Genomic DNA, 832 nt, shown 5'->3' with positions numbered 1-832 from the left:
GCCGAACTCGCGCTGAACGAGCGCGACGCGGCCCGCGCCTCGGTCGCGGCGGCGCTGCGGCTCGCGCCGAACACTGCCGAGCCGCATCTGGCCGCTGCCACGCTGGCGCTGGTGGAAGGCGACCGCGCCGCGTCGGAGGCAGCGGTGGACCGCGCCCTTGCCGCCAACCCGAACAGCGCCGAGGCCGCGCTGCGCAAGGCCTCCTTCCAGACCGAGCGCGGCCAGCCGGCGGAGGCGATCGCCACGCTCGACCGGCTGCTCACCCGCGCGCCGGGCAATGTGCAGGGCCGCGTGCTGCGCGCCGAGCTGCTGATCCGGACCGGCGAGGATGCGCGCGCGCGTGCCGACATCGACGCCGCATTGCGCGTCACTCCCGGCAGCGTGCCGGCGACCTACCTCACCGCGATGCTCGCCGCGCGGCAGCAGAACTGGCGCGCCGCCGACGACACGCTGCAGCGGCTGAGCTCCGTGCTGCCCAACATCCCGGACGGGCTGCTGCTTCTGGCCACGGTCAAGCGCGCGCTGAACCAGCCCGCCCTGGCCGAGGACGCCGCCCAGCGCCACACCGCGCGCCGCCCGGACGACCCGCGCGGCGCGAAGATGCTCGCCACGCTGCAGCTGGAGACGAACCGGCCCGACGCCGCCGCCGCCACGCTGAGCCGCCTGGTCCAGCGCAATGCCGCCGACGCCGAGGCCTTCGACATGCTCGGCCGCGCGCATAGCGGCGCGGGCCGTCCGCGGGATGCGGTCCAGGCCTTCGAGCAGGCGGTGCGCCTCGCGCCCGACGATGCCGGCATCCGGGCCCGCCTGGCTGCGGCACGGCTCTCGGCCG

At 76.8% G+C, this 832-nt stretch carries 1 protein-coding gene; it reads left to right on the top strand.

Annotated features, from left to right (window positions below):
* Positions 1-832: tetratricopeptide repeat protein (locus OZN99_RS32650; protein WP_270939331.1), on the top strand; the 832-nt coding region annotated here is incomplete at both ends.

The organism is Falsiroseomonas oryzae (genome assembly GCF_027856955.1).
Classification (GTDB): Bacteria; Pseudomonadota; Alphaproteobacteria; order Acetobacterales; family Acetobacteraceae; genus Falsiroseomonas; species Falsiroseomonas oryzae.
The sequence above is the reverse complement of the archived record's forward strand: the minus strand, read 5'-3'. Positions and strand labels throughout refer to the sequence as shown.